Origin of the sequence: Tolumonas osonensis (genome assembly GCF_014202415.1) — a bacterium.
GTDB lineage: Bacteria > Pseudomonadota > Gammaproteobacteria > Enterobacterales > Aeromonadaceae > Tolumonas > Tolumonas osonensis.
In genome coordinates this window covers 130300-152253 of record NZ_JACHGR010000002.1, presented here as the reverse complement: position 1 = coordinate 152253, position 21954 = coordinate 130300, and the positions used below count along the sequence as shown (strand labels likewise).

Genomic DNA, 21954 nt, shown 5'->3' with positions numbered 1-21954 from the left:
CCGTTCACTTAAGGTGAGCGGCATTTACGGGAAAAATCATAATAACAACGGGATCAAACCCAGGGCGGATAAAAACACCAAAAAGAGCAGACTCTGCATGCCCGCTTTCGAAGAAGATAACGTATATGCATAAACCCCCTTGGCAATATTGTTGCTTGCTGCCGCTACCAGTATCCCCGAAGCAGCCACATCCAAAGGTGTCAATGCCGGGTCAGTCTGGGTCATCCCCATGATGAACGGATCCACATCAGTCACTCCCATCAAAGAAGCCAATGCATAAACCCCGTAGTGTCCAAAATGATCAACTGCCAGACGCGTTGCAACCAACATCGCGACGAAGAGTATGCCGAACAGAATCGCAGTGCCGATTTCAAGAGGATTCTTATTCGTATTGAATGTGTCCTGCGGTTTCAAAACGGTCGCCTTTTCCCGTTTTGTCCATAACCAACCTGTTGTAATTGCAACTACGGCTAACCCCAGAAATGACGGTGTTAACCTGAACATCAGATCTCTGTTGAACAAGGCAAGCAGAATGGCAAGACGCAGATACATGACGCCAGATGCAATTAGAATTCCCCCTGAAAACAGGTAGTCCTGCCCTTCTTGTTTTGAGCGCCGGGCCAGTACAATCGTTGTTACTGTTGACGAATAGGCCCCGCCAAGCAGAGCGGCAAGGATCACCCCTCCCTGGCCTTTGGTTAGCCGCTGTAAAACATAGCTGCCATATGAAACGGCACTTACTGCAACGACAACCAGCCAGATTTTGAAAGGATTGAGTTGAAACTCGCTGAATGGTTCATCAGGTAACAAGGGTAAAATGACGGCGGATAAAAGTAAGAATTTAGAAAAATTAAGGATATCTGTTGGTTCAATTGTTTGCGCTAAAGTTTCCAGCCGGGTCTTTAATTCTAGTAATAAAACGCAGACGACGGTTAATGCGGTGGCAATCCAGAACATCTCGCGATAAACCATAACACCAACGATATAGGTTACTAAACCGGACATCTCTGTGGCGACGCCCGGATATCCGGAACCGGTCAACTTATGCCAATATGATATCCATAAGAACCCCGAAATTACTGCAAAACCCAGTATTTGTGGTAACAGCACGCCATCCGAGAGAGCCGCTATAGAATAGCCAATGAGTCCTATTAATGGAAAGACACGAACGCCGCCGAAAACATAGTTGCTTGATTTACGCTCCTCCCGTTCAAATCCAATAAGAAAAGAAAGGAAGAGAACAAAAAGCATACGTTCTCCTTCTGAAGGTAACCACATGAGATATTTCATAAATTATCCTCATTCGGTTAGCAACTAATAATAGCGATTGTTTTTATGCTCTGAATTGAATATAGCAGTATATTTTCACACCCATGAGCTGCTGCATCTATAACAACAGCTCCTCAATACTCTTTTCTATATCAGACAGCGATGCGGAGCCAAAACCTATAATAATAAAGTTCATCAGTGATTTATCATGCAAAACGTAGTTTGAAGGATGTGCCATCCGGATATTCATGTCCCGGCACTTTGCTATGATTTGGTCTGCCATTTCCGGTGATCCCACGTTGACGAAAAATTGTAATCCGCCCTTCGGGACATCAAATTGCCATTCAGGGCAACGGTGGGCTAACAGTTCTGCAACCTTATCCCGTTTACGTTGATACACAGTTCGCATTCGCTGCGTATGTTTTGTCAGTGTCCCGGCTGCCAGTAGCTCGGCGACCCAATGTTGTAATAAACCGCTGGTACCTCTCGACAGGCTCCAGTGCAGTGAGGCCATTTCCTGAATAAGGTCAGCTTCAGCAACAAGATAGCCAAGCCTAAGACTGTTGAATAATGTTTTAGAAAAGGTGCCGGAGTAGATAATGTTTTCATGCCCCTGCTGAGATTTCAGTGCCGGTAAAGGCATACGCTCATAGTAAAATTCGCTGTCATAATCATCCTCAATAAGCATTAATCCGTTATTCACCAATTGATGGCTGATTTCCTGCCGTCGTTTTTCACTCAGGGTGATGCATTGCGGGAAATGGTGTTCGGGCATGAGATAAAGCACGTCATTCTTGCCTAACTGGGAATCAAGAATGATCCCGTTATTATCCATTGGATGCGCTTTCAGAGAAAAACCGAACCGGGAGAAATTACGGGCGATATCAAGATAGCCAGGTTCACCAAAATGCAAATCAGATCGGTGTTTATTCAATGTCAGCGCGATCAGCATTGAACCATATTGCGTACCGGGAACAATCAGGACATTTTGTGGCTGGGCGCGGATACTGCGTTCAGGCAATAGCTTTTCACAAATGAGTTGGCGTAGCCGGTGGTCCCCTGCACTTTCATTAAAGGCCGTCAGACGGGAGGAATATCGAAGCACCCGATCAAACCCCTTCCGTAACTCACTTTTTGGTAGATATTCTGTCGTCGCCAGACTAGGTAGCAGTGAGATCAGCCCGGATCCTGAGTTCAGCGGTTCATCAGGGACCTGTAACGTTGATGCTTGTGTATCCGTCTGGCCAGCCATGTCAGGTTGATTCTGATGTTCACAAACCAGCGTACCAATACCGACGCCACTCGTGCATAGCCCTTCCTGACACAACTCTTCATAAGCCCTGACAACAGAACCCCGAGCGATCTGTAACTGATGCGCGAGCCCCCGGCTGGATGGCAGTCTGGTGCCTGCGGGTAATGCGCCGGACCGGATTTGATCGCAGATTTGCAGTTTTATCTGTAAATAAAACGGTAATGCCTCCGGTTTTTCATCAATTCTGATTGTAAGCATCCCTTCACTCCGCCAATTTTTCTCTCAAATTGGACCTATCAGATCTGTTTTGTATGTACCAATATAACCGCAAACAGTCATTTGTGGATCACTGCTTTTACAGGACTTTCGATGGTTAGCTTGTTGGAAAAAATGAGATTTGATTTATATGCCAGTGTGATGGGCATTACAGGGTTAGGGCTTGCCTGGCGCTTCGCCGCGCAGTGTTTTCAGTGGCCGCAGGTGATTGGAGAGACATGCATTTTTATAGCGCTTTCAATATTTATCATGCTGAACGCACTGAATCTTGCCCGTCTTCTGATGGCGCCTCAGTTGATCAGATCAGAATGGATGGATCATGACCGGTTTAACTTTTTCCCGACATTCACCATATCTGGTTCGTTACTGTCTATTGGTGTTTTGCCTTACAGCAACTTCGCTGCATTAGTGATTTGGTGGCCGACGGTATTACTTCAGGTTCTTTTTATTACCTTGGCTGTACGGCGCTGGTTAACCACAAAAATAATACTGCAGAACGTGAGCCCTGCCTGGTTGATTCCCATGGTTGGCAATGCATCGCCCTGTTTTGCCGGCGTGCCTTTAGGTTACGGTACGTTCAGTTATGCCTTGCTGATGTCCGCGATCGTTTGCTGGATGCTATTCACACCCATCATTTTAGGAAAACTCATAATAAGCAAACCCGAGACAGAACCGCATATCGTTCCAAGTATCGCTATCCTGATTTCAGCTCCTGCTGTCATCTCGGTCGGGCTTTACAATTATCCTGATACAGCCAATGTGCTGATGCAGTTATTGTCGTATGCAGCGTTGTTTTTTGCGGCCGTGACTATCAGCATGTTCCGCCATTTCCGGATAAAACAATTCTCCAGAGCATTATGGGCATTTACCTTTCCGGCGGCAGCGTTGTCGTCTTCACTGCTGCGGATTTACCATCAAACGCCAGATCCTTATAACCTATACCAGGCATGGATCGCGCTAGGGTTGGCAACAACGATTGTTGTACTGGTTTCTGTATCGGCTGTTAAATGCTTAGTGATGGATTCGGCGATTTCGCTATCCGGCAAAAAATCATTAAACCGGTCATCAATTCTGCGGTAGATTTCTACCATGCGTAAATATGTATGGGCAGTGCTGTGCTGCCCGTTCTTTAAGGATGGCTCATGAAACACTGCTACGAATGTGGAACCGCATTAACCGAGAAAATCTGTGATCATGAAGGCCTGGTGCCTTTTTGCGGCCAGTGTAATACCTTCCGGTTCCCCATCTTCAGTACCGCCGTCAGCTGTATCGTGTTCAATAAAACCGAAGATAAAATCTTGTTGATCCAACAATACGGACGCCCGGATTACATCCTGGTCGCCGGTTACATTACGCGAGGTGAAAACGCGGAACAAACGATGATCCGGGAAATTAAAGAAGAAACTGGCCTGACAGTTATTCATCATCGCTATATGAAAAGTGAATATTATGAGAAATCCAATACGCTGATTTTTAATTACTGTTGTGTGGTTGATAGCGAGGATTTAAGCAACATTAATCATGAAATAGATAAAGCGGATTGGTTCAGCATTCATGAAGCAAAAAACGTGATTAAAAAAGGCAGTCTGGCTGAGCGGTTCCTCCTTAATGCATTGAAGGATTAGAGTAATCATCCACCAGCTAATGCTCGAAGAAACTGAAAAATTCCGGATCGGAAAGGACTGAAATTCATATCAGTCCTTTCTATATATTGGATTAGATTGTCGCTTTATTGATTTTGGTCAGTGGTTCGTTGATATCAAAAACCTTGCTGAAAATCTGTTCAACGCCAAACGTCTTCAGACGTGCGGTATGCTTTTCAAGATAGGCCAGTGCGGTTTCTTCGCTCTCGAAGAGATAAATGCCACCCGCTTCTTTTGCTTCTTTATTTTCAGTCCAAATTTTCCAGATGAACCCAGGTTCGTTATTGATAGATTCGGCCAGGTCTTTTAATCCATCAGACATTTCCTGACCAAATGGACCATTAAATGCGAAATACAGCTGTAGTAGTTTTTTCACAATACGTTACCTTTCTTCATAAGTGTTCGCGATCTGTAGCCATCTTATCTCGAAAAAACATACAATAAAGTTCAATAAACTGACCTTTTATGTCTATAAAATCGACCATGAAATTAAGATCGACCTTAGAGCAATGGCTTACGCTTGTCGAAGTAGATAAAGCCGGGAGCATTCAGGCAGCGTCGAATACCTTGAACAAAAGTCACACGACGTTGATCTACGCAATCAAAAAACTGGAAAACCAGCTTGGTGTTTCGCTTATCAAGGTCGAGGGACGAAAATCGGTTCTGACGGAGCATGCCAAAACACTACTGCGCAGAGCGGTTCCCATGCTTGATCAGGCACGGGAGCTGGAAGCCATTGGGGCACAATTGTCCCAGGGGATGGAGTCTGAAATTACGATTTCTATCGATCACCTGTGCTGCCGGCGTTGGTTGTACCGTCCTTTACAAACGTTTTTCGCAAACAATAGAGGGACATCGGTTCAGATCCGTGAAACGAATTTATCTAGCACACAAGCCGCAGTTAAAAACCGGCTGGCTGATATTGCCATCGTGAACTTACCTGTCGAAAACCATCTGGCGGAAGCATTTGGTGTCGTCTCTATGATCCCGGTGGTATCGCGCCATCATCCTCTGGCCGGAAAGGAACTGATAGGTAATGATGATTTACTGACAGAAACGCAGATAGTTATCCGCGATTTGGGGGCAATTGATAAGCCTGAGGAACAAAATGTCGGCTGGTTGAAATCGCAGCGACGTCTGACCGTCGATAATTTTGATCATGCCTGGCAAGCCGTCAATGCAGGGCTTGGCTTTTGCCGGATTCCGGATCATATGCTGGAAGAATTAGACACGTCGGAAATAGTTCGTTTACCGTTACAGGGCGGTTCCCGCTATCAAGTTCCTGTGCATCTTGTTGCGCCGAAAGGTGGACAAACAGGGATAGCCGCCAATTTACTGTATGACATCCTGCTTGCCGATGCTTGTGAGCGGTTGAATCAGGGCTGAACTGAATAAACAAAATCGCCACTGATCAGACAGAGATCAGTGGCGATTCATTATTGACGATCTAAGCCAGATCGAACCGATCCGCGTTCATGACTTTCGTCCAGGCGGCTACAAAGTCGTTCACAAACTTCTCTTTGTTGTCATCCTGCGCATAGACTTCGGCATAGGCACGAAGAATGGAATTCGAGCCAAAGACCAGATCAATGCGGGTTGCTGTCCATTTGACTGCACCGGTCTTGCGATCGCAGATCTCATACAGGTTGTTACCTGCCGGTTTCCACAGATAGGCCATGTCGGTCAGATTAACAAAGAAGTCCGTCGTCAACGCGCCTTCGCGATCTGTGAAAACGCCATGACGGGTACCGCCGTAGTTGGTACCGAGAACACGCATTCCTCCTACCAGCGCTGTCATCTCTGGTGCGGTTAGCCCCATGAGCTGCGTCCGATCCAGCATCATTTCTTCTGCTCTGACCACATAATCCTTCTTCAGCCAGTTACGATAGCCATCCGCCAAAGGTTCCAGCACATCAAAGGATGCGACATCGGTCATTTCCTGGATGGCATCACCCCGCCCCGGTGCAAAAGGTACTTTGATATCAAACCCGGCGGCTTTCGCTGCTTGTTCGATACCGACATTACCGGCCAGAACAATCACATCGGCCACACTGGCATTACTCTGGGCTGCGATAGGTTCCAGCACCGCCAGTACTTTTGCCAGACGAGCAGGTTCATTGCCTTCCCAATCTTTTTGCGGAGCAAGACGGATGCGGGCACCATTAGCACCACCCCGTTTGTCGGAACCTCGGAAAGTCCGGGCGCTGTCCCAGGCGGTCGCCACCATGTCACTGATACTGAGACCGCTTGCGGCGATCTTCGCTTTGACCGCGTCAACGTCGTAACCAGTGCTACCGGCAGGAATCGGATCTTGCCAGATCAGGTCTTCTTTCGGTACATCAGGACCGATATAACGCGCTTTTGGCCCCATATCACGGTGAGTCAGCTTGAACCAGGCACGGGCGAAGACTTCCGCGAAGTAGGCTGGGTCCTTGTGGAAACGCTCGGCATGTTTGCGGTATTCAGGATCAAATTTCAATGCCATGTCGGCATCGGTCATCATGGGTTTATGGCGAATGGATGGATCTTCGACATCAACCGGCATATCTTCTTCCTTGATATTCACCGGTTCCCACTGCCAGGCACCCGCCGGCGATTTCTGCAACCACCAATCACAACCGAAGAGCAGATCAAAATAGCCGTTGTCCCATTGCGTCGGATGCGTGGTCCAGGCACCTTCCAGACCGCTGGTCACGGTATCCCGGCCGATCCCACGCGTCGTGTGGTTCATCCAGCCAAGCCCTTGCTCATCGACATCAGCACCTTCCGGTGCCGGGCCGAGATTGGCAGCACTTCCATTACCATGCGCTTTACCAACCGTGTGACCACCAGCCGTCAGGGCGACGGTTTCCTCGTCATTCATGGCCATACGCGCGAACGTCACACGCATATCCTGCGCTGTTTTAAGCGGATCAGGCTTGCCATCCACCCCTTCCGGATTGACGTAAATCAGCCCCATCATGACGGCTGCCAGCGGGTTTTCCAGATCCCGTTCACCGGAATAGCGGCTGTTTTCACTGCCACTCGGCGCAAGCCATTCCTTCTCGGAGCCCCAATACACGTCCTTTTCCGGATGCCAGATATCTTCACGGCCAAAGCCGAAACCAAACGTTTTAAAGCCCATCGATTCATATGCCATGTTACCGGCAAGAATCATCAGATCGGCCCAACTGAGTTTGTTGCCGTATTTTCTCTTGATCGGCCAGAGCAGCCGACGGGCTTTATCCAGGTTGGCATTGTCAGGCCAGGAATTCAGCGGCGCGAAGCGTTGATTCCCCCGTCCACCGCCACCACGTCCATCAGCGATGCGGTAAGAGCCTGCAGAGTGCCAGGCCATGCGGATCATCAAACCACCGTAATGTCCCCAGTCTGCAGGCCACCACGTCTGGCTATCTGTCATCAGGGCGATGAGGTCTTTTTTCACTGCGTCAAAATCGAGCTTTTTAACCTCTTCCCGGTAATTGAAGCCTGGCCCCATCGGATTGGTTTTACTATCTTGCTGGTGCAGAATGTCAAGATTCAGGGATTTTGGCCACCAATCCACATTGGACATACTGGCCGATGTCGCGCCACCATGTGCAAAAGGACATTTACCCGCAGAACCCGTGTTATCTTTATCCATATTGCTCTCCTCGGTTGAGTCTCCAACAGAATTGATTATGAAAGCCAATCCAATCCCCGCTGTTGTCAGCCGGAGATCGGAAAAACATTCATTATGAATAATATAGACGTGATGGCGGGCTTTGCTGTCAGATGGATGACAAATTATGAAAGGGTTTGTGATTGAGAAGGCGACTTTACCAAGACAATGCTTTTGTATTCTCCTGAAATAATGCACCGCCTGACAGATAAAGAGTGGTTTATCAAATTAAAGTTCTCATTTGTGAACAAAGATACACAGGTATCGATCAGCAAAAGGTGACCTGAACATCTTTCGGTTCGGCATGATAGGGAGCGGATGTCACCAGTAAGCCCGCTCCCGCTGCAACATAATCCGCTGCATTTTTCGCATTAACACCGCCGGCGACTGCAAGGATGACTGGCAGATTATTCTCTCGACAGAAATCGGCACAAGCCCGGACATCTTCCAGCGGAAATTTATCCATCTGCAAGACTTCAGCACCAGCTTCGGCCCAGAGTCTGGCATCGTTAAGATCATGGACTTCGACAACGCGGCGATGTTCTGGCGCTTTGGCTTTCAATTTTTGCAAAATAGCAGATGGCGTTTCTTTCAGAAATTGCCGGTGTTCCGCAAACAGCAAGATGGTTTCTGATAAACCCATCCGGTGAATGACACCGCCACCCGCCTTTACCGCTTTTACCGACAACGCTTTGGTACCAGGCGTCTGTTTCCGGGTACAGGCAACCGGAACAGAACCGGCGGCATCAACCAAAATCCGAGTTGCACTGGCAATGCCACTCGCCCACTCCACCAGTATCTGTGTCACTTTCCAGGCCGCAAATAACGCATCGGCATGCCCTGTCGCTTTCAGCAATAGAGAACCCTTTGTTACCGCATGCCCTGATGAAACCAGCAGTTCGCTCTTCGCACCACACAATTCAAACAGCCGCGCAGCCTCTTCGACACAACAAACCGTCATGTCCTGTCGGGCGGCAAAGAGAATCTGAACCGGTTTGTCCTGAGTGAGCAATAACTCCGTCGTCAAGTCGCCAAATGGCACATCATCGTGTAATAAATCCAACAATTGTTTATCAGTCAGCACACAGCGCATCACAATATCCTTTTTGATATTCATCTCTGCCAAGAAAATATCAAAAAGGATGCCAGCTGTATTTTCAGGCAGATAAAGTACACTTTTAAGATACAAGATCACCATGCTGTAGCTGCTTTTTCTCGCCGCTCAGCACCATGAATCCACCCCATGGCAGGCAGCCGGGAAGCAGGTGTTCCACCACTCGAGCAGTGGCAGATCCGAATGGCAGATAAATAGCGCTGCGCCAACGGATATTTCCGACAGGCAGATCGCTGACACTGTCACGAAATTCTGCAGGTGATAACCAATGTGCTCCGCGATAAGCGCCACTGCCGCCGTGACGCCCCTTGGCAAGCCATAACAGGCTGTACCGGTTGAACAGGCCAATCGCAAAACGTCCGCGCGTTACCCGGATGATCTCGGACACGGCTTTGTGCCAGTCAGCAGTGAAACAGAGTGCGGCTATGGAAAACACAGAATCGAAGCTGTTATCGGCAAACGGTAGCGTCAGTGCATCGCCCTGCAGATAAGTGGAGCCGGCGTCCCGGCTCCGGGCAAACGCAAGAAAGTTTGGATCGAGATCGAGCCCGGTGACGTGTAGCCCCGGCTGAAGCGCTAACCGCCGGGTAAACCAGCCTGTGCCGCAGCCGACATCAAGTACACGCCCTTCGGAAGGAAATGTCAGCATATCAGCCATCATCTGATACTCGGTATTACCAATCCATAGACCCCGGGGACTGTCATACCATGCGTCGTAGTCAGCGGGTTTCATTCTGCAAAGAACCTCAGAACATGTATATTATGAAATGTGAATATACTTTTTATAGCACTGAGAGAGACGGATTCAATGTGGAATGAAAAATACAGTGATTCCCGGTTTATTTACGGCACCGAACCGAATGATTTTCTGAAACAATCTGCACACCATTTCCAGCCTGGCGGAAAAATTTTGTGTATTGCCGAAGGCGAAGGCCGGAATGCCGTCTGGTTGGCAGAGCAAGGATTCCAGGTCACCGCCGTTGACGCATCCGATGTCGGATTGGCAAAAGGCCGGGCATTAGCAAAGTCAAAAGGCGTTTCCGTGCATTGGATCCATGCCGATTTACGGCAGTATGATCCTGGCAGTCATGTATGGGATGGCGTGGTTGCTATCTTTGCGCATCTGCCGCCGGATTTACGCTCGCAGGTACATGCTGATTGTGTGGAAAGTCTGAAAACAGACGGTGTATTGCTGCTTGAAGCCTATACCCCTGAGCAGCTTGAGTTTAAAACCGGCGGACCATCGAATCCGGACTGGTTAATGACACCGGAGATGTTACAACAAGAATTGCAGGGTCTTACGTTCGAGCGATTACAGAAAGTCGAACGGGAAATCATCGAAGGCATTGGCCATACAGGGACTGGCTCTGTTGTGCAAGTGATTGGCGTCCGGCCTTCATAATGCTGTACAGGGTTTGTAAACAGGAAAATCATCAACGCTCAGAAACGACACGCGAGTTTTTCGCTTCCTGCAACGATCCCAGATTTTCCACTTTCTGATAACCATTCTGCATTAACAACTCTTTGGCGATCTCCGCCCGGCGGCCTGACCGGCAATACAGACGTACGGTATCCTGTTTTTCGATCCCGGCTTGCTGTGCACCGGTCACTATCTGCTGATACTCGATGTTAGTTGCGCCATCTGCATGTTCAATCGTGTATTCAGCGGCGGTTCTGACATCAATCAGCCACTCTTTGGCGCTGACCGTGAAACTGCCTATTAATGCTGTAAATAATAAAAATGCTCTGAACATATTTTTTTATTCCTGTGTTATCGATGGATCCCGTTATCTGAAACTCTTTCTCCGGTTCCTATATGCATACCAGCACAGAACTGACCGACTGCGGTATCCCGCAAGTTTTCACGCAGCATGACGATAACATTATCACCAGTGCAATGCCCGGCATAGTTATCACAAATAACTGTCAGTTCAAATTGGCAACTCACGATGGATCACTCCCCCTTTGGGTTGAATGAATTTACCTGTCGCCTTAACGCACACTTGCTTCGCTACAGACAAGGTAGCCTCTAACAGATAAATGCCTCGCCGCTGACTGATCAGATGGCCAATGATCTGTACTGTATCCCCCACTAAAATGGGTGTGTGGAAACGCACATTCAGCTCTGCGGTCAGCGCTTCAATACCTTTCGAAAGCAAACAGTGCGTCATCGCGGCATCCAGTAAGGTGCTGGCTATGCCGCCGTGCAACAAATCGGTGTATCCCTGATGTTTTTTATCGACCTGATACTCTGCCGTTACTTCGTTTTCAGCGACCAGCTCAAAGCGAAGTTGCAGTGAATGCGGATTCGTATTGCCATCACTGCATACCACACAATGTGCATGACTTTGCAGACATGCCTGATAAGTTTTCATGCTATTCCTACATTCAGATCAGGAAGACTTTCGCCTTCCTGAACATCATTGATTACTCAGCTGATAGTTCCTCAGCCGTTGTCCAAATTAATGGCAGCAACGCCCCCGGCCATGACCACGCCCTGCAACCTGTGCATCGTCGCGGCTTTGGCAACAACGGCCAGCGCCATGCTGATGAACATGTTCATGTGAATGACCTTTATCGTCATGACCGCAGCAAGATTGACGACCTTCATGCCCTTCGTGCTCACAGCCACATCCACCGTTGGCCTGCTTAGCTTCATAGTTCAATGATTGACGACCTTGTGATGGACTGGTCATGTGCGTCAACTTGTCAGCCTGTTCACTAACCAATTCTTTTACACTTTGGCGGCCACAGCGGGTCTGATATACAGCAAACTGACTTTCGAGCAATTTGCCGAGAATCCGTTCACCGATATTCCGGACAATAACCCGTTGCGCATTTTCAGCCTGCAGCATGTCGAGTAAATCTTTTTTGCCGGAACAATTTGCATTCAGCGCAGGGTTTGCCTTACGGGATAAGACGTCACCGTTTTCATTAACAAAAACAAAGCTGTCAGCCTTAGTAAAATGACTGGCGACACGATCTTCTTTCATAGGAATAGCAGTAATCATCGGACGTACCTCTATAACAAAATAACGGAGTGGTCTTTCCCGATCCTGGTAACTTCCTGCAAATTACAGCAACGAGTTATGACCTGATGCAGCCAATTACTGCCATCCCCTGACGCGACATTGCCTTTCAAAACATTCACATCCAGAAAATCGGGAACGGCAATAATTAGCATATGCAAACTATAATACCGTTAATTGGCATATGCAATATATTTGAAAGGAAAAAGACAAAGCCTGCCCGACATCGGTACCATTACTGAGATAGCGTTGTCAGAACAGGCTCTTTGATAATGAATTTGATTGATGAGAAAAGGAAATTCGATAGGCAGGAATAGCCGGTTGAATGTTCAACCGGACATTGCATCATAAATCATGTATCCCCCGAGGAGGATTAAAAAAACACCGAAGAGTAGCTTCATCGTAGCCGGGTCCATGCCTACAGAAAACTTTGAGCCCAGCCAGCTTCCGAGGACAACCATGATGGCAATGACCATGGCGGCTTTAATATTCACAGCGCCATGCCGGTAATATTCCATCACTGCGGCAATACCGACGGGCGGTAACAGAATAGCCAGACTGGTTCCTGTTGCCAGTTTCTGACTGAAACCAAGTCCGTACATCAGGGCAGGAACGATCAAAACGCCACCGCCAATGCCAAACAGTCCGGACAAAATACCCGCTGATAAGCCTATCAGCATTAGACCTGACAATAGCATCATTTCACTATAAACCCTGTTATTGATGGGGTTATGGTATCACAATTTACGCGTGTTATTGCTGAACGATGTTTCCCTGGTTAAATTTTGTTCAGTGGAATTTTAAGATAACGAATACCGTTTTCTTCTTCCGGTGGTAATTCACCGGCCCGCATATTGACCTGAACTGCTGGCAGGATCAGTGCCGGCATCTTTAATGTGGCATCTCTGGCTTTACGCATTGCCACAAATGCGTCTTGTTGAATGCCACAGTGCACATGCACATTATGATTTTTTTCTTCCCTGATCGTGGTTTCATACAGGAAATGATCCCGGCCTGGGGCTTTATAGTCATGACACATAAAAACCCGTGTTTCATCCGGCAGCAAAAACAGCTTCTGGATTGATTGATACAGCGTTGCCGCATCCCCACCGGGAAAATCACAGCGTGCCGTGCCATAGTCAGGCATAAATAATGTGTCACCGACAAATGCTGCATCACCAATCACATAAGTCATACAGGCCGGTGTATGACCGGGGGTATGCATCGCGCGGGCGGTGATTCCCCCCAATTGAAAAATTTCACCGTCGTGGAACAAGTGATCAAACTGACTGCCATCAACCGCAAAATCGCTACCGGCGTTAAAGAGTTTTCCGAACGTGTTCTGAACTACCGTGATATTCGCGCCTATCGCCAGCTTTCCGCCAAACATCGTCTTCAGATAAGAGGCCGCACTTAAATGATCAGCATGGACATGGGTCTCAAGCAGCCATTCCACCTGCAGATTATTTGCTTTTACAAACTCAATTAACCGGTTTGCCGCAGTTAATGAGGTTCGTCCGGAGGACTGATCGTAATTCAGTACGGAATCAACTAATGCGCATTTTCCAGATCCTGGGTCAACCACGACATAACTGTACGTAAACGTAATATCATCGAAAAAGGCATGGACCTGTGGATTCATAGTACCTCCCCGACAGACCAGTAAATTCAACCCGCCTGATGCATCATCAGCGCCTTGCCATGTACCAGACAATCAACCACTTTGCACCGTGCCGCCTTAACCAGATTCGCTAATGTCTGCCGGGATACGCCCATCACAACGGCTGCATCCTGTTGCAGCATTCCCTGCAAATCAACTAGCCGCAATGCTTCAAACTCGTCAGGAGCCAATTCAATCCGTTCCAGATTACTCATAGGAATACCATTCGGTTTAAAGCAGCTATCTGCGGGTTTACCACAAATATTCCGAGGGATCTTAGGACGTCCCATAAACACTCCTTTGTAGCATATGCAATAAAATATTTGCCGATATTGAACAGGAAACCCTGACCCAATACAAGCATAGCCCAATCAGACTGATACATTTGTGCCAGTAAATCAGCAACGATAACAATGAATTGATCGTATCATCCCGTTAGCAAATGCTTCTGCAAATTTGGACAGAAAAACAACACACATCATTAAAAAGCATTTATAATGCACCTTTAATGAATTCTGAACAGGGTTGTTTCATGGCTTCAATTCATGCGGATGTGACTTTAGTTGGCGGCGGGATCATGAGTGCCACTTTGGCAATGCTGATTCATCGTCTGGATCCCGCTTTACATATCTGCATGATTGAAAAATTACCCGATATCGCGCTGGAAAGTTCCAAGGCGTTGAATAACGCCGGAACCGGTCATGCCGGCTATTGCGAACTGAATTACACACCGCAGGACAAAAACGGACATGTCCAGATCCAGCGGGCGCTGGAAATTAACGCGGCGTTTGAGGTTTCACTGCAATTCTGGTCACATTTGACCGAGGCCGATCCGCATAACATCGTGCCAGCATCGTTTATCAATCGTGTACCACACCTCAGCGCTGTCTGGGGTCAGAACAATATCGACTATCTTAAAGCAAGATATACGCAGCTTAAGTCTCATCCCCTTTTTGCCGAAATGCAGTGGACGGAAGACAACCAGACATTATATGACTGGATGCCTGTGATGATGGCGGCTCGCCCGGCCGAACCCCGGTTGGCAGCAACACGGGTTGAACATGGTGCTGATGTGAATTTCGGTGCCCTCACCCGCACGCTGGTCAGTTATCTGCAGAAAAATGCTAATTTTGAACTGATGACCGATACCCGGGTGCTGAATTTACACCGTGTTCCGGGTTCAAAAAAAGCCTGGGCTGTCAGAGTCAGCAAACAGAATAATTCGGAAAAACTCACTATCGAAAGCCCTTTTGTTTTCCTGGGGGCCGGTGGTGTCGCCTTGCATCTTTTACAAAAATCCGGCATTGAAGAAGCTGCTGGTTACGGCGGATTCCCTGTCAGCGGACAGTGGCTGATTTGTCAGAATGAAGCCCTGATCCAGCAACATCATGCGAAGGTATACAGTCTGGCACCGGTGGGCGCTCCGCCGATGTCGGTACCGCATCTGGATACCCGGATTATTGATGGCAAAAAGAGCCTGTTATTCGGGCCCTATGCCGGTTTTACAACAAAATTCCTGAAACACGGTTCCTCGCTGGATCTGGTTAAATCAGTACGGACAGACAATCTGAAAAGTCTGATTGGCGCGGGTAAAAACAATCTGGATTTAACCAAATATCTGGTGAAAGAGGTTTTCCAAAGTCACAGTGACCGGATGCAGTTATTGCAGGGATTCATCCCCGATGCCCGCGCAGAAGACTGGACACTCGCCCATGCCGGTAAACGGGTACAGGTGATCAAACGCTGCAATCAGAAATGGGGCAAACTGGAGTTCGGCACGGAAATCGTGGCCGCGGAAGACGGCAGCCTGGCTGCGCTGCTCGGCGCTTCCCCGGGTGCTTCCGTCAGCGTCAAAACCATGTTGAATGTGCTGGAACGCTGCTTCCCGCAGCAGATGCAATCTCTCGCCTGGCAGGACAGACTGAAAACAATGATTCCATCGTATGGAAGTTCGTTGATCGACGATGCCAGGTTGTTGGCGACAGTCAGAAAGAATACGCTGAGCAGGCTTAAGCTGTTCGCATGATGAGGTTTTGATGCCCTTCGCCTTCTCTAACCGCCTGCCTGATACAGGCGGTAGAGAGATATCAATCAGGCAGAAACACCCAGAATCACGCTGCCGGCTTTAAACAAGACACCCGCAGCTGAACCAGCACTTAGGCCAAGTTCGCTAACGGCCTCATTAGTCACAATGGCTTTTACATCATGGCCGCCAGCCAGCTTAACGACCACTTCGCTGTTCACTGCACCGGTTTTTACTTCGGCCACAGAACCTTTCAGGTGATTACGGGCGCTGTATTTGGTCGAATCATCGCCTGTCACTAACATGACTGATGGTGCCTTAATATAGGCAGTTACGGCCTTGCCTGCCGCTAATCCCAGCGCCGTCAGGCTATCTAATGTCACGGTAGCGACAATAATATCGCCACCACCAACTGACAGTGAAACCTCTGCGTTCACGGCACCTTCACGAATCTCACGTACAGTTCCTGCAAATACATTACGAGCACTGATAGCCATAAAAATCTCCTTTTCTGTTATCGTTCTATTGGTAATAACTGCCACTTAATCGATATAGCCGTAGCTATGAATAATGGCTTTTGCTTTGTCGCCTTTGAGGTAATTCAACAGTTCGGTTGCTGCAGGATTATCCGTCCCCTTCTTCAGTAACACTGCATCTTGAGTCAGTGGGCTATACATATCGAGAGGTACCTCCCAGGCAGAGCCCTGGATGAGTTTGCCGTCTTTATAGGCCTGCGAAGCGGCGACAAAGCCCAATTCTGCATTACCGGTCTCAACGAATTGTTTTACCTGCGTAATGTTTTCACCCTGAACAAATTTGGATTTCACAGTAGCCATCAGCCCCAGCTTTTCCAGTACTTCATAAGCCGCTGCACCATAAGGTGCCGTTTTGGGATTACCGACCGCCAGATGAGCGTAGTTACCGGTTTTCAGTACCTCACCTTTGCTATCAACGGTATTTGCATTCGCCGACCACAGCACCAATTTGCCTTTTGCATAGGTAAATTGTGTATCCGCCAATGCCAGTTCTTCCTTAACCAGCTTTCCCGGGGTCTTGCTGTCTGCGCTCACCATGACTTCAAATGGTGCGCCATTCTGAATCTGAACGAATAACTTGCCGGTCGCACCGGAGGATATCAGCAGGGTATGTCCGGTATCTTTCTGGAAGGATTTTCCGATTTCTTCGAGTGGCTTAGCAAAGTTGGCCGCAACCGCAACCTTGACTTCATCAGCAAAAGAAAGGCATGGCGTTAACAGCAATAAAGCAGTGGCGAGCTGATTCTTACGTAATGACAACATAGGCACTCCTTGGCGCATTTCACATATCGTTATGTACAAATATGCACAAGGCTTGCCTGAATTGTTCAATTTACTGATACGACTATTTTTTAATAGCCACCACCGATGGCAAATAAAAGCTATATTATTGATATAAATGGATTTATTTAATGGTAGATAAATATTTGGTTTTTATGAAAACAGACAAAGTGACACAGCACATCATTGTGCACTTTGTTGCATAACGGTGCGCAATTAACGACAAATGTGACATTTATCACACTAAAGCATCATTATTAAGTTGGCCATTTTGTGTTCTCTGAGCTGCTTGCTCCCACCCTGGCTTGTAGCCAAGGTTCGTGGTCTTATTTGAGGTAGCAGTTATTCCGAACGAATCTATACTTATTATGCTTCTATGAGTAAGCGTTCAGTGTGAATTGGCCATAACTATCAATACCAGGAGATGACCATGCGTATCACGGACATGATTTTAGCAGTCCAACGGGAACTCGGCATTGATGTTGATGGTAAGGCTGGACCTCAGACTTGGAGCGCTATCTACGAACGGGTCGTGAATAAGAAGGTAGACGTTCAGAAACCGTTGGTAACTATTGATGCTGTCGATAGTCGCAGCGAAAAAGTGATAGCTACGCTATTGCCGGAAGTACAGCCGATTGCCCGGGCCCTCATACAGAAATCGGTTGAGATGGGAATAAACATCAAGATTATTAGCGGGCTTAGAACATATGAGGAACAGGATGCCCTGTATGCCCAAGGGCGAACAACACCAGGGAACATAGTCACTAACGCCCGTGGCGGGCACTCCAACCACAACTTTGGCATTGCATTTGACGTTGGTGTGTTCGAGGGAAATAAGTACCTCCCGGAATCGACCAAGTACAAGGTTGTTGGTGCTTTGGGGATGGATTTAGGTCTTGAATGGGGTGGCAATTGGAAGAGCATCGTTGACCAACCTCATTTTCAATTACGACCAATGTGGGCAACTGACCTGACCGAGAGACAGATGCTTGCCGAACTGCGTTTGAGACGTGACAACCGACAACCTATCTACGTGTAACACGAAAGTAGGCCACAAGATCGACAAATGGAGGCCATATGACCAAACAAAGGCTCATCATCCTGTTCGACGGCACCTGGAATGATCCGGAAGATCAAACAAACGTTTATCGGATTTCACGACTCATTCGTGATTATGACGGTGATGTAAGACAGAGGTTCTTCTATGATCCCGGTGTTGGCACGTCTACGCTGGATCGCTTCAGAGGTGGTGTCTTCGGTTACGGCCTTAGCAAGAATTTACACCAAGGATACGAGTGGCTTGCAAAGCGTTATGCGGATGAAGATGAAATATGGGTCTTTGGATTTAGTCGGGGGGCTTATACGGCAAGAAGTCTCGTTGGGTTAATTCGAAAATGTGGTCTGCTACATGTTGTCACCCCGGGTTTGTTAGATAAGGCCGAAAAAATCTACCGGGATAAGAGCTTGCCTCCGACCAATAAGGTCTGCGAAGACTTCAGAAAGAACTATAGCCACCAACCAAAGATCCACTTTATCGGGGTATGGGATACCGTAGGTGCATTGGGGATACCAGGAACGTTATTATCCGAAAAAGGCACATATGCATGGCACGATACTGAACTTTCCAGCATTGTGGAGCGTGCTTATCATGCAGTTGCACTGGATGAGCATAGAGCTGCCTATGATGTAGCTCTTTGGACCAGCGCCAACGGCGAAAAGAAACCAGAAAACATTGAGGTGGAACAGCGTTGGTTCATCGGCGCGCACGCCAACGTTGGCGGGGGCTATGGAGCCGATCCTCTTGCCGATCTCCCTTTGCAGTGGATCCTGAATCGAGCTGCAAATGCTGGTCTGAAGCTGGATGAATTCAAGGCCGCCAGCGATGCCTGGAAGAGCCCTCCAACAGATTCATTCAAACAATTTCTGAACGGTGCATATGCATGGTTCCGCAAGATAACAACCTCGGGAGATGGTCGATATTTCAGACGATACGCCACGGGGAATAAAGGACTCCCTGCGGTCAACGTCACTATTGATGAAAGTGTCTGGATGCGCTGGCGAGACGCTAAGTTCAACTATCGACCACCAACACTAACTAATGCCAAGCAACAGCCACCGGAACTTTAAGGAGCTCACAGCAATAAGAGCCCTTTCGACAAGGGCTCTTTTTTACGGTTTGGTATTTTGCGGACCCGCCATTAATATTTATTCGCTCACCGTCGTGAATGAGGCTTCAGTGATGCCATCAGGCAACGCTAAAGCGCCGGATGTGGTATTGCTGACCACAATCTCTTTACTCACAGAGAACGTAACCGGTTCAGTTGAAGATACATCGGATGATGGACTGATGTACGCTTTATAGGTACCGGCTTCAATTATCCATTTATTATTAACCTCATCGAAACTGGCCAGTAAATCAGCCGGGATGGTGAAAGTTAATTTCTGAGAAGCGCCCGCCGCAAGCAGATTGGTTTTGGCAAACGATTTCAGCTCGATAGTTGGTTTTTTCAGATTCACTTCTGGTGCAGAAATATAAACCTGAGCGACTTCCTTACCAGCTACACTGCCCGTATTAGCGACGGTAGCTGTCAGCGTCACACTCCCCTTGGCACCCTTCGAGTTTAATGTATTGTCCGACACCGCTGCGCCGTTATAACCAAACGTTGTATAGGACAAACCATATCCGAACGGATAGGAAACCGATTTATCGAAAGAGTTGTAGTAGCGGTAGCCGACGTAAATACCTTCGTTGTAGTAATTCGTATCGACTGTGCTATCACCATCCGTATCGATGCCGAAGAATGATGTCGCTGACGGAACATCGGAATAACTGGCCGGGAAGGTTTGTGCCAGTTTACCGCTCGGGTTAGCAGCACCAGATAACAAATCCGTGATAGCGTCACCGGCTTCCTGACCCGGCATATAGGCTAACAGTATCGCATCAACCTTATCTTTCCAGGCGGTAGTATCGATAACACCAGCAATGTTCAGCACAACTACGACTTTTTTATCCAGTGCATGGAATGCGGTCGAAACATTGTTAATCAGATTAGCTTCCGTATCACTGAGTAAATAATCGCCCTCAGCAGCCGTACGATCACTGCCCTCACCCGTATTCCGGCCAATACTGATTATCGCGATATCGCTGGCAGCTGCGTAAGTACTGATCTGATCCGAAGTCAGTTCGGCTTCCTCACAGTCGGTTACTGTTGAAACACCAAAACTATCTGTTGTTTCGACTTTATTGGCTGCATAGAAATCTTCATAGTAAGTTTTCAAATCAGAATTCACAGAAAACTGTTTTGATAACCCATCTACGATATTTGTCACATAGGCTGAGTGAACATCACCACTGCCCGTTCCGCCTTTCAGGGTATTGATTTGTGCTATCCCGAAAGAGGCAACAGTTTTTGAGGTGGCAATAGGTAACGCTGAATCATCGTTTTTCAGCAATACCATCCCTTCTTCAGCGGCTTCTTTGGCAATTTGCGCATGAGCAGTCAGGTCTGGGCTATTGGAACCGGTGTAATTCTGGTTGGATGGTGTTTTTAAAACCTGAGTAAGGATATTGATGGCATCTCTGTCAATGATGTCATCACTCAACGTTTTGGCCGTATAAGCCTCTTTCAGTGCAGTTAATGAATCTTCATTGGTCAGTACAAAATTGACACCACCGGGCTGAATCAGGTCATTCCCTGCTTTTATCATGGCCAGCGGATCATCACCGGCAAACCAGTCACTCATGACCAGCCCCTGGTAGCCCCATTCATCACGCAAAATACTGGTTAGCAGATCGGCTCTCTGGCCTGTATAGGTACCATTCACCTTGTTATATGACGTCATTAACGCCCAAGGCTGTGCATTTTTTACCGTATATTGGAAACCACGCAAATAGATTTCGCGTAATGCCCGAGGCGAAATGATATTATTCACTCTCATGCGGTTAGTTTCAGAATTGTTGGCCGCAAAGTGTTTTATTGTGGTTGAAATTCCTTCGGATTGGGCACCGTCAGTAATGGCTGCTGCCATCGCGCCAGCCACTAACGGGTCTTCAGAGAAGTATTCAAAATTACGACCATTCAGCGGGTTACGCTGAATATTCATGCCTGGTGCCAGCCAGAAGTCAACGCCATATTCTTTGGCTTCGTTACCGGCAGCTTCACCCACTTTCTGTACTATTTCAGGGTTCCATGTCGAAGCGAGAACCGTTCCTACCGGGAAGCCGGTCGCATAATAAGTACTGGTTTCACCATCACGTGTCGGACTAATACGAATACCTGCCGGACCATCCGCCAGTTTGGATGCCGCAATATCCAGACCAGATTCGGTGTTTAATACACCGCTAATATAACCGGCAACGCCTGAAACATCATTTTTTAAATTCGCCACGGCTGAAGTGTTTATACCAAATGAACCACCAGACATGGAATATCCTGGCCCTACGAGCATGTTCAGCTTTTCATCGGTGGTCATTTTGGCCACTAAATCTTTGGCCTTTGACTTATAATATGAATTATCTTTGGTTGTAAGTTCGGTTGATGATGAATTGTTATCACTATTACAACCTGCCACAGCACCAGCTAATGCAATTGAAACAGCGGCTGCAACAATACTTAATCTTGATTTTTGGTTATAAGCCATCATTATTTTTCCTTGAAAATAGGATTATTAAAATTTCGACATTAAAAACCATTAACCGCATGACTGTTTAGTCGCGATTATCAGATTATTG

Annotated in this window: 22 protein-coding genes; 7 read left to right on the top strand and 15 right to left on the bottom strand. The window is 47.6% G+C overall.

The window, feature by feature from the left end; genetic code table 11:
* Positions 1 to 36 precede the first annotated feature (36 nt).
* Positions 37 to 1290, bottom strand: a complete 1254-nt coding sequence (locus HNR75_RS03135) for an MgtC/SapB family protein (RefSeq protein WP_188025571.1) — start codon at positions 1288 to 1290, stop codon at positions 37 to 39.
* Between the two features lie 97 nt (positions 1291 to 1387).
* A complete protein-coding gene (gene pdxR, locus HNR75_RS03130; RefSeq protein ID WP_188025570.1) occupies positions 1388 to 2779 on the bottom strand; it encodes a MocR-like pyridoxine biosynthesis transcription factor PdxR in 1392 nt (463 codons plus the stop codon).
* 81 nt (positions 2780 to 2860) lie between these two features.
* Here pdxR and HNR75_RS03125 point away from each other — a divergent pair, with 81 nt between their 5' ends.
* The gene (locus tag HNR75_RS03125; RefSeq protein WP_188025569.1) at positions 2861 to 3877 is read left to right on the top strand and encodes a TDT family transporter; all 1017 of its coding nucleotides are present in this window, start codon (positions 2861 to 2863) and stop codon (positions 3875 to 3877) included.
* 62 nt (positions 3878 to 3939) lie between these two features.
* Entirely contained in the window at positions 3940 to 4422 is a 483-nt protein-coding gene (locus HNR75_RS03120) for an NAD(+) diphosphatase (RefSeq protein ID WP_188025568.1), read from the top strand.
* Positions 4423 to 4513: 91 nt separating this feature from the next.
* Here the strand turns inward: HNR75_RS03120 and HNR75_RS03115 are convergent, their stop codons facing one another.
* Positions 4514 to 4816, bottom strand: coding sequence for a monooxygenase (locus HNR75_RS03115; RefSeq protein WP_343043237.1), 303 nt, complete (start codon positions 4814 to 4816; stop codon positions 4514 to 4516).
* Between the two features lie 107 nt (positions 4817 to 4923).
* On the opposite strand from HNR75_RS03115, the gene HNR75_RS03110 reads away from it, so the two are divergent.
* Complete coding sequence (locus HNR75_RS03110; protein WP_188025567.1) at positions 4924 to 5826, top strand: LysR family transcriptional regulator; 903 nt, start codon at positions 4924 to 4926, stop codon at positions 5824 to 5826.
* Between the two features lie 61 nt (positions 5827 to 5887).
* Here HNR75_RS03110 and katG read toward each other — a convergent pair whose 3' ends face one another.
* The 3 genes from katG to HNR75_RS03095 form a co-directional block, all read right to left on the bottom strand.
* Positions 5888 to 8062: a catalase/peroxidase HPI gene (katG, locus tag HNR75_RS03105; protein WP_188025566.1), complete on the bottom strand. Its 2175-nt coding sequence runs from the start codon at positions 8060 to 8062 to the stop codon at positions 5888 to 5890.
* Positions 8063 to 8348: 286 nt separating this feature from the next.
* A complete protein-coding gene (modD, locus tag HNR75_RS03100; protein ID WP_246358714.1) occupies positions 8349 to 9197 on the bottom strand; it encodes a ModD protein in 849 nt (282 codons plus the stop codon).
* Positions 9198 to 9258: 61 nt separating this feature from the next.
* The gene (locus HNR75_RS03095; RefSeq protein WP_188025565.1) at positions 9259 to 9927 is read right to left on the bottom strand and encodes a class I SAM-dependent methyltransferase; all 669 of its coding nucleotides are present in this window, start codon (positions 9925 to 9927) and stop codon (positions 9259 to 9261) included.
* A 75-nt stretch (positions 9928 to 10002) separates the two neighbouring features.
* On the opposite strand from HNR75_RS03095, the gene HNR75_RS03090 reads away from it, so the two are divergent.
* A complete protein-coding gene (locus HNR75_RS03090; RefSeq protein WP_188025564.1) occupies positions 10003 to 10596 on the top strand; it encodes a class I SAM-dependent methyltransferase in 594 nt (197 codons plus the stop codon).
* Positions 10597 to 10627: 31 nt separating this feature from the next.
* On the opposite strand, the gene HNR75_RS03085 is transcribed toward HNR75_RS03090, so the two are convergent.
* The 6 genes from HNR75_RS03085 to HNR75_RS03060 all read right to left on the bottom strand — a co-directional run bounded on the left by HNR75_RS03085 (position 10628) and on the right by HNR75_RS03060 (position 14173).
* Entirely contained in the window at positions 10628 to 10948 is a 321-nt protein-coding gene (locus tag HNR75_RS03085) for a rhodanese-like domain-containing protein (protein ID WP_188025563.1), read from the bottom strand.
* A 177-nt stretch (positions 10949 to 11125) separates the two neighbouring features.
* A complete protein-coding gene (locus tag HNR75_RS03080; protein WP_188025562.1) occupies positions 11126 to 11569 on the bottom strand; it encodes a PaaI family thioesterase in 444 nt (147 codons plus the stop codon).
* Between the two features lie 87 nt (positions 11570 to 11656).
* Positions 11657 to 12205, bottom strand: coding sequence for a NifB/NifX family molybdenum-iron cluster-binding protein (locus HNR75_RS03075; RefSeq protein ID WP_188025561.1), 549 nt, complete (start codon positions 12203 to 12205; stop codon positions 11657 to 11659).
* A gap of 347 nt (positions 12206 to 12552) precedes the next feature.
* Complete coding sequence (locus HNR75_RS03070; protein ID WP_188025560.1) at positions 12553 to 12924, bottom strand: sulfite exporter TauE/SafE family protein; 372 nt, start codon at positions 12922 to 12924, stop codon at positions 12553 to 12555.
* A 77-nt stretch (positions 12925 to 13001) separates the two neighbouring features.
* Positions 13002 to 13865 carry an MBL fold metallo-hydrolase gene (locus HNR75_RS03065; RefSeq protein WP_188025559.1) on the bottom strand — a complete coding sequence of 288 codons (864 nt, stop codon included), beginning with the start codon at positions 13863 to 13865 and terminating at the stop codon, positions 13002 to 13004.
* Between the two features lie 26 nt (positions 13866 to 13891).
* Positions 13892 to 14173: a DUF134 domain-containing protein gene (locus HNR75_RS03060; protein ID WP_188025558.1), complete on the bottom strand. Its 282-nt coding sequence runs from the start codon at positions 14171 to 14173 to the stop codon at positions 13892 to 13894.
* 242 nt (positions 14174 to 14415) lie between these two features.
* Here HNR75_RS03060 and mqo point away from each other — a divergent pair, with 242 nt between their 5' ends.
* Positions 14416 to 15909: a malate dehydrogenase (quinone) gene (mqo, locus tag HNR75_RS03055; RefSeq protein WP_188025557.1), complete on the top strand. Its 1494-nt coding sequence runs from the start codon at positions 14416 to 14418 to the stop codon at positions 15907 to 15909.
* A 65-nt stretch (positions 15910 to 15974) separates the two neighbouring features.
* On the opposite strand, the gene HNR75_RS03050 is transcribed toward mqo, so the two are convergent.
* Positions 15975 to 16403 carry a TOBE domain-containing protein gene (locus HNR75_RS03050; RefSeq protein ID WP_188025556.1) on the bottom strand — a complete coding sequence of 143 codons (429 nt, stop codon included), beginning with the start codon at positions 16401 to 16403 and terminating at the stop codon, positions 15975 to 15977.
* Positions 16404 to 16448: 45 nt separating this feature from the next.
* Complete coding sequence (gene modA, locus HNR75_RS03045) at positions 16449 to 17204, bottom strand: molybdate ABC transporter substrate-binding protein (RefSeq protein WP_188025555.1); 756 nt, start codon at positions 17202 to 17204, stop codon at positions 16449 to 16451.
* Between the two features lie 448 nt (positions 17205 to 17652).
* Between modA and HNR75_RS03040 the strand changes: the two genes are divergently transcribed.
* Positions 17653 to 18261 carry a M15 family metallopeptidase gene (locus tag HNR75_RS03040; RefSeq protein WP_188025554.1) on the top strand — a complete coding sequence of 203 codons (609 nt, stop codon included), beginning with the start codon at positions 17653 to 17655 and terminating at the stop codon, positions 18259 to 18261.
* A gap of 38 nt (positions 18262 to 18299) precedes the next feature.
* A complete protein-coding gene (locus tag HNR75_RS03035; protein ID WP_188025553.1) occupies positions 18300 to 19349 on the top strand; it encodes a DUF2235 domain-containing protein in 1050 nt (349 codons plus the stop codon).
* 78 nt (positions 19350 to 19427) lie between these two features.
* On the opposite strand, the gene HNR75_RS03030 is transcribed toward HNR75_RS03035, so the two are convergent.
* Positions 19428 to 21866: a beta-glucosidase gene (locus HNR75_RS03030; RefSeq protein WP_188025552.1), complete on the bottom strand. Its 2439-nt coding sequence runs from the start codon at positions 21864 to 21866 to the stop codon at positions 19428 to 19430.
* Positions 21867 to 21954 lie beyond the last annotated feature (88 nt).